The sequence below is a fragment of the Kordia sp. genome, from assembly GCF_045105435.1.
Taxonomy (GTDB): Bacteria; Bacteroidota; Bacteroidia; order Flavobacteriales; family Flavobacteriaceae; genus Kordia.
In genome coordinates, this window is record NZ_JBGCDL010000244.1 from 1 (window position 1) to 7,540 (window position 7,540).

Here is a 7,540-nt window from a genome sequence, read left to right on the forward strand (position 1 = left end):
ACAACTGGTATTACGTGCTAAACGTGCTAGGATTCCTGTGATTATTGCGACACAAATGATGGAAACCATGATTTCTAGCCTAACACCAACGCGAGCTGAGGTTAATGATGTAGCAAATTCTGTTATGGATGGAGCAGATGCCGTAATGTTATCTGGAGAAACTTCGGTGGGTAAATATCCTGTGCAAGTAATTGAACAAATGACAAGAATCATCAAAAGTGTTGAAGATTCTCCGTTAATTAATGTACCAGAAGAACCACCACACATTCGCACAAAAAGATACATTACAAAATCGGTTTGTTATCATGCATCGCACATGGCAAATGAAATAAAAGCGAAAGCAATTTGTACCTTAACAAATAGTGGATATACGGCTTTCCAAATATCTGCTTGGCGACCAGCTTCACACATTTTAGTATTTACATCCAACACAAGAATCCTTACACAATTAAACCTACTTTGGGGCGTAAAAGCATTCTTCTACGATAAATTTGTAAGTACAGATGATACCGTTGAAGACGTAAACCTAATAGCAAAAGAAAAAGGATTCGTTAAAAAAGACGACATGCTTATCAACTTGGCTGCCATGCCAATTACCGACAAAGGAATGGTAAATACTTTGCGTGTTTCATTGATTGAGTAAATGAAATCAAAAAATAAAATAGAATAACAATATGCTTTGATACACGTCTGTGTCAAAGCATATTTTTTAAAAAATTCCTATGATTCGTCCAGAATTACTACAAAACATTGAAAAACTAACGCAAGATTTTAATTCTATTCCTACGGACAGAAAAGCACACTTAGAAACACTCTCTGCGTACATTCAAAAAAAATATAACGCCAAAAAAACGCCGAAACTAATTGTTATTTGCACACACAACTCTAGGAGAAGTCACTTAGGACAATTATGGTTGGCAGCTGCCGCAGATTACTATCAATTGCCAAAACTTGAATCTTTTTCAGGTGGAACAGAAGCTACAGCGTTCAATCCAAATGCAATTGCGGCTGCACAGCGCATCGGTTTTGAAATTGCACAATTAGTAAAAGCTGAAAATTCTATTTACAACATTCGTTGGAAAATTGGTCAAGAACCGTATCAGGCATTTTCAAAACGTTTTGAACAACCGCCAAATCCAACACAAGAATTTGCAGCAATAATGGTATGTACAGAAGCTGATGAAGGTTGTCCGTTTGTATCAGGAACCGATTTTAGAATTGCCTTGCCTTTCCAAGATCCAAAAGCCTTTGACGGAACACCGAAAGAAGCTGCAAAATACGACGAACGTTGCGAACAAATAGGAACAGAAATGTTGTATGTGCTTTCAAAAGTTTCAGTGAATTAGTAACGCCTTAGACACTTTTGAATTTAAGAAAATCTTTGAAACGTCTTTGCGAAAGTTTTAAAAAAACTTGTGGCAATCTATTTGTTTCATAGATAATTTTTTGTGTGAACTAGGCACAGGTTACTTCGTCGTTTTTTCCTCGTAATGACGTTTCATAATCTAAACGTCACTTCGAGTGATTTTTTGAAGAAAAATAGTATCGAGAAGTACTTTGAAACGTAAAATGTTGTTTAAAAACTAAAAGCGATCTAAGAGATTCCTGCCTTCGCAGGAACAAGTCTAACAGCGACAGCGTTCTAAGAGCGTTAGCTATCTAATTAATCTAAAAATCAAACTTCAACTGAACAGAAATACTCTTCTTCTCATCTACTTTAGAAGATTTTTTATCTTTCTTATCGGTATTCAAATTACTCAAAGAAATACCTAACAAACGCACAGAATCTTTCAATTTTTCTTGATATAATAAATCTTTTACCGTTTCAAAAATCAAATCTTTATCTGCAATAAAATATTGAATTGTTTTACTTCGAGTTTGTGTGGTGAAATCGCTGTATTTTATTTTTAAGGTAATTGTCTTTCCAGAAATCGCATACTTTTTCAAGCGTCTTTCGAGTTCGGTAGCAATATTTTCTAGCTTCTCTAGCATAAAAATTTCACTAGTCAAATTATCAGAAAATGTACGTTCGGCAGCAACCGATTTTGCAACTCTATTAGGTTTTACGGCACTGAGGTGAATTCCTCTCACAACATTATAATAAAAGCTTCCCGATTTGCCGAAATGTTCCGTCAAAAATTCAACATCTCTCATTTTCAAATCCTTTCCTGTAAAAATTCCAAGCTGATACATGCGTTCGGCAGTCACTTTTCCAACGCCATAAAACTTCCGAATATCCAAGGCTTCCAAAAAGTCCAACACTTCTTCTGGTGGAACCGTTTTTTGTCCGTTTGGTTTGTTATAATCGCTCGCAACTTTGGCAACAAACTTATTAATAGAAATTCCCGCGGAAGCGGTTAAACCAACATCTTTCAAAATTTTAGCACGAATTTCCTCCGCAATCATAGAGGCACTCGGATTTCCTTTCTTATTCTGAGTCACGTCCAAATACGCTTCATCCAAAGACAAAGGTTCCACCAAATCGGTATATTCATAAAAAATTTTCCGAATTTGACTTGAAATCTCTTTATACCGATCAAATCGTGGAGGTACAAAAATTAATTCAGGACAACGTTTTCTGGCTAAAAACCCGCTGATGGCACTTCGCACGCCAAACTTTCGTGCTTCGTAACTAGCTGCACTCACAACACCACGTTTTCCGCCACCGCCAACCGCAAGTGGTTTTCCTTTCAATTCAGGATTATCCATTTGCTCAACAGACGCATAAAACGCATCCATATCTACATGAATAATTTTTCGTAAAGGGAAATCGAAGTCCATATTCAAAATTATGATATCTTTAGCAGTAAATTAAATCTGTAACAAAATAAGATAGATGAATAAACACCTATTTTTAAGCGTTATTTTCTCTTTTGGATTGCTTTTTTCTGCGTGTTCTGACAAAAGTACCAATAAAGATCAACGTTCCGAATTCTTTATGCATGGAAAAGTTATTAATGGAGCTAACAAAAAATTACAATTAAACGTTCCAAGCTTATACCCAAACAATATTTTGGAGTCAACAATACAGAACGGTGTTTACAGATTCAAAGGATTATTTCAATCGCAAGACGTCGCTTATTTAAGTATTGCAGATCATGAAAGTGACTTTGCGCCACTACCGATTTTCATCTCGGAAGACACGTTGGAAATACATTTAGAACTTGACAAAAAAGATAACCAATGGATGATTGCAAAAGATTCAACCGTCAAGGGAAATCTGAATAAATTTGCAAAAAATATTGCGACTACATATTGGAAAATTAATAGTGTTTGGGTTTTTAAAGACAGTTTGAAAAATGATAGTATGCAAAAATATATATATCCTGGTGTAAGAAGAAAAACCTTTGACTTTTATAAAGAAACACTATTTAAAAAGCAAAAAGGAGCTGTAGGATTGCATTATTTGCGAATGATGTTAGAAAACAATGTTGTGTATGACAAAAAGAGAATGCCATTAGCTGATAGAGAGCACTTGCGAATGTTTTTTGAGCAAATTGATACCTCACTTCGTCATACGTCGGACTATAAAATTGTAAATAATTATATTGATACTATAGATGATACTTCTGAAAATCAAGAATTTGTAGAGTATACGTTGCTAAATTTAGCAAGTAAAGAAAAGTCGCTTTCACAAATCATTTCTAAAAATCGTTTTACACTGATAGAGTTTTGGCATTCTGGTTGTATTCCGTGTAGAAAATTTAACAAAGAAGGAAAATTAGTGTACAAAGAACTGAAAAAAGCAGGTATTGAAATCGTTTCGATAAATACAGATTATGATCAATCCACTTGGCAAAAAGCATCTAAACAGGATAGCATTCCGTGGGTAAATCTGTATGCGGGCACACATTCAGAGATTGTTCCTAATTATAATGTAATCAGTTACCCAACATCCTATATTTTTGACCAAAATCAGCAATTAGTTGAATTTGAATTCAAAAAAGCAGAGAATTTATTAAAGCTTATTGACCCAAAATAATGCAAGAAATAGAACGAAAATTTCTCGTTAACAGTCCAAAATTCAAAAAAGAAGCTGCCAATTCTTTCCAAATAGCGCAAGGTTTTCTCAATACGCATGCGGAACGTACGGTTCGTGTTCGTATAAAAGGAAACCAAGGATTTCTAACCATCAAAGGAAAATCGAACGAAAGTGGCACAAGTCGATTTGAGTGGGAAACGGAAATTTCAGTCGCAGAAGCAACACAACTTTTACAACTTTGCGAAAAAGGAATCATTGAAAAAATACGCTACAATATTCCGCTAGGAAATCATATTTTTGAAGTAGACGAATTCTTTGGCGAAAATGAAGGTTTGCTTGTTGCCGAAGTAGAATTACAGCATGAAAACGAAGCATTTCAAAAACCTGATTGGCTTGGCGAAGAAGTCACAGGGCAAACACCATATTACAACTCTCAACTCAGTAAAAAACCTTATAAAACTTGGCATCATGAATAAATATATCTGTCTAATTTTAGTTGGAATTTTTTGTGTGGCGTGCAATAATTCCAATAAAAATAAAACGTTAAACAATAACCAAAATCAAGTTGGAAACAAAAAATTCACCAAAGTAGAAATACAAAAACTGCTAGATAAAGGTTTTAAAATTTTGGAAATGGTAGATCAAAAAACAAAAGATACTATTTTAATGCAGCAATATTTTATGGCGTTTCTTAAAAAAGGAAAAGACAGTACACAAAGTAATAAAACGGGCGACAGTTTACAGCGATTGCATTTGGCACACTTAAAAAAAATGTATGACTTAGGATATGCAGATATCTCTGGACCTATTGGCGATTTGGGCGACATTCGCGGAATTACCATTTACAATGTTCCAACCCTAGAAATGGCAGACAGTTTAGCCAATTCAGATCCATCTGTAAAAGCAGGACGTTTACAAATTGAACTGCATCCTTGGTGGGCAGCAAAAGGCACTTCGTTGCGATAAACCTGTTCTTGCGTAGGCGGAAAACTAGCATAAAACTCAAGATTTACTTCAAAAAATAGATCATGTTTAACATAAAAAATGAGATTAACTTATTTGCGCAAAAATTAAAACGACACAAAATTAATTTTGAAAAAAGAGGTGATCGCATCATCATTAAAACAGCAACAACTGACTATCAACAACTTCTAGTTTACTTCTTATTACCGTTAATTTTCGGAAGTATTATTGTGCTAAGTGTATCTTTATTCATCATATTTTACGGCGTTTACATTCCTAAAATGCAACTCTTATTTGGATTTGGATTAGTAAGTGGTTTTGCGTTAATAGGGTTTGCGTATGGTAGTTTGCTTCGTATTCGAAAAAAGAAAAAGGAAAATCACGCATCAAAAATTCTCTACAACAGGAAACTAATCTTCAAAGTAAATCAAAAAGAAAAAAAATACGATGTAGAAAATATAGCAACCATCAAAAATAGTATTGAAATTCACGGTGATAGTATTTTGATGGGAAATGTTTTCTTAGAAGACAAAGAAGGAAATCAAGTCACAATCATAAGTATAGAAGGTTTCAAAAGCAATCATTTACGAAGTGATTTGGTATGGTTTGAAAACTTCTTCAAAAACTATTTACAGCTTACAACATAAAATTGAAAATAAAACTACGTCATTACCTAAAAAGATCTGTGCAAATCTTCTTGTGCTTAGCTATTATTATACACTTTACAATAAAAGATACATGCTATATTTCGGGCTTACTTTTTTATGCAACGCCGCTTCCGATAATTGTGCTCGGTTTGTTGTTTTTACTACTATTCATAAAGGCTTCCGCCAGAAAGTACTATACAATACTTGTGCTTCTGTTAACTGTCATTTGGGGAAGCAGAAGCTATACGTATTCGCCCGATGCAGATACTTCCAATTCCTTAGAAATTGTACTGTGGAATGCCTACCGAGTTCGAAACTTTGAAGATGCATTCTTGGTAAGTAAATCAACTCCTGATGTAATGGTTTTGATTGAATGTGATGAATACGACTATCAAAAAATAAAAGAAAAATACAAAAACTATCATTTTGAACTCACGGAAAAATTAATTGGAATTTTTTCAAAAACACCTATAAAAATTCATTCAAAAGTAAAAACAAAAGATCATGTTGTCGTCGTTCATTTTAGCACAAAAAACACACATTTTTATGCAATTGATGTCTCTTCAGATCTCAGACATTTTCGAAAACCAATGCTGAAAAGTATCATATCTGAAGTCAAAACGGAAGACAAAACCATCATTTTAGGAGACTTTAATACGCCATTTGAGTCGTTATTCTTTAAAAATTTCAAAAAAAATTACCAGCATGCATTCACGGAAAAAGGAAATGGATTTCGAGAAACTTGGTTTTGGAACATTCCGCTACTTTCCCTAGATCATATCTGGGTTTCCAAAGATGTCAAAATTCTAAAAACGGAAAAAATTAGCACTTGGAAATCCGATCATTCCATGCTCAAAATGTACCTCAAAAAAGAGGTTGAGAAAAAATAAATTTGGAAAATTAAAAAATGATCTTCTATATTTGCAAACATCAAAACGTGACAAAACAAAAAACAAATTAGTAACAAAAACGAAAACGTGCAAAAAGTAAAACTTACATATCGAAACAGTGTTGGAAACATTCCGATGCGCGACTTGGGTTTTACCAGTTGTATCTTTCAGTAGAAATATAACATCATCAAACAACCCGAGTCCCAAAAGGCTCGGGTTTTTTAATGCTCATTTTTAAAAAATATGCTCACAACAGCAACAAAACATATCGGAACAAACCCTGTAAATACGCAGCTATTGTTCATTTTAGAACCAAAATATTCTTTGGAATAAAGAATATATATACAACAGTATAAAAGCTCGGTTCTACCTAAGAATCGGGCTTTTTTTATTAATGAAACTCAGAGCTGAAAAGAATAAACTATTTGTCAAATCGAGCGCAGTCGAGAAGCTAAGAAAGTTATCGATTTTATTGAATCTCGACTGCGCTCGATTTGACATTTAGTTAAGCAATTAAAACAGAAAACAACAACACAACAAAAAGCTAGAAATCGTGTAGCGACACAAAACGAAGAAAGATGAATTTAATCAAACAAATGGAACGACTGTAAAACTCGGGAGTGTGTTTTCAGTACCAACAAAAATAATTTTTAACGCATAAAAAACAAACATGCAACATCAAACACACACATTAAAATTTTTTACTGAAAACAACATTCAAAAGAGACAGTCATGGAAACATCACAAATACATCGAAAGCATACATCGAAGTCCAGAAGATTAAAGGAAAAACTCGCCGAAAAGGCAAAAGAAGCAGCACTACAAGAAAGCTTACAAAAACATAACAAAGCAAAAAAAGTACTGTTTCCAGCAATGGTAGAACGAGTTTTTGAAGGCAAAGAACGATCAAACTACGAATACAATTCGTTGGCATATATCATACAAAGTCATTTTAGTGCATTAAGCAAAAAGAAGCATCCAAGCAGGCGCAAAGCGTTCAGAGATATACTATTACATCTCTACAAAAAACGCTGTACAAAACTGCTGCGAAACCAAGA

At 34.0% G+C, this 7,540-nt stretch carries 9 protein-coding genes; 8 read left to right on the forward strand and 1 reads right to left on the reverse strand.

The genetic code is table 11. The annotated features are described in order from the left end of the window. Nucleotides 1-643, forward strand: a 643-nt coding sequence (locus tag AB8B65_RS12410) for a pyruvate kinase (RefSeq protein ID WP_405301368.1), incomplete at its 5' end; no start/stop codon positions are given. 79 nt (nucleotides 644-722) lie between these two features. Then, nucleotides 723-1,346: a hypothetical protein gene (locus AB8B65_RS12415; protein ID WP_405301369.1), complete on the forward strand. Its 624-nt coding sequence runs from the start codon at nucleotides 723-725 to the stop codon at nucleotides 1,344-1,346. A gap of 322 nt (nucleotides 1,347-1,668) precedes the next feature. On the opposite strand, the gene dinB is transcribed toward AB8B65_RS12415, so the two are convergent. Next, nucleotides 1,669-2,781, reverse strand: a complete 1,113-nt coding sequence (gene dinB, locus AB8B65_RS12420) for a DNA polymerase IV (RefSeq protein WP_405301370.1) — start codon at nucleotides 2,779-2,781, stop codon at nucleotides 1,669-1,671. Nucleotides 2,782-2,836: 55 nt separating this feature from the next. Here dinB and AB8B65_RS12425 point away from each other — a divergent pair, with 55 nt between their 5' ends. From AB8B65_RS12425 to AB8B65_RS12450, 6 genes are all read left to right on the forward strand, one after another. Then, complete coding sequence (locus AB8B65_RS12425; RefSeq protein ID WP_405301371.1) at nucleotides 2,837-3,982, forward strand: TlpA family protein disulfide reductase; 1,146 nt, start codon at nucleotides 2,837-2,839, stop codon at nucleotides 3,980-3,982. Further along, a complete protein-coding gene (locus tag AB8B65_RS12430; protein WP_405301373.1) occupies nucleotides 3,982-4,458 on the forward strand; it encodes a CYTH domain-containing protein in 477 nt (158 codons plus the stop codon). Before AB8B65_RS12425 ends, AB8B65_RS12430 begins: the two co-directional genes overlap by 1 nt. Next, entirely contained in the window at nucleotides 4,451-4,948 is a 498-nt protein-coding gene (locus AB8B65_RS12435; RefSeq protein ID WP_405301374.1) for a YciI family protein, read from the forward strand. Before AB8B65_RS12430 ends, AB8B65_RS12435 begins: the two co-directional genes overlap by 8 nt. A 62-nt stretch (nucleotides 4,949-5,010) precedes the next feature. After that, nucleotides 5,011-5,592 carry a hypothetical protein gene (locus AB8B65_RS12440; RefSeq protein WP_405301375.1) on the forward strand — a complete coding sequence of 194 codons (582 nt, stop codon included), beginning with the start codon at nucleotides 5,011-5,013 and terminating at the stop codon, nucleotides 5,590-5,592. Between the two features lie 206 nt (nucleotides 5,593-5,798). Next, the gene (locus AB8B65_RS12445; protein ID WP_405301376.1) at nucleotides 5,799-6,482 is read left to right on the forward strand and encodes an endonuclease/exonuclease/phosphatase family protein; all 684 of its coding nucleotides are present in this window, start codon (nucleotides 5,799-5,801) and stop codon (nucleotides 6,480-6,482) included. Nucleotides 6,483-7,214: 732 nt separating this feature from the next. Then, nucleotides 7,215-7,540 (forward strand): hypothetical protein (locus AB8B65_RS12450; protein ID WP_405301377.1); only part of this gene is annotated, 326 nt, incomplete at its 3' end.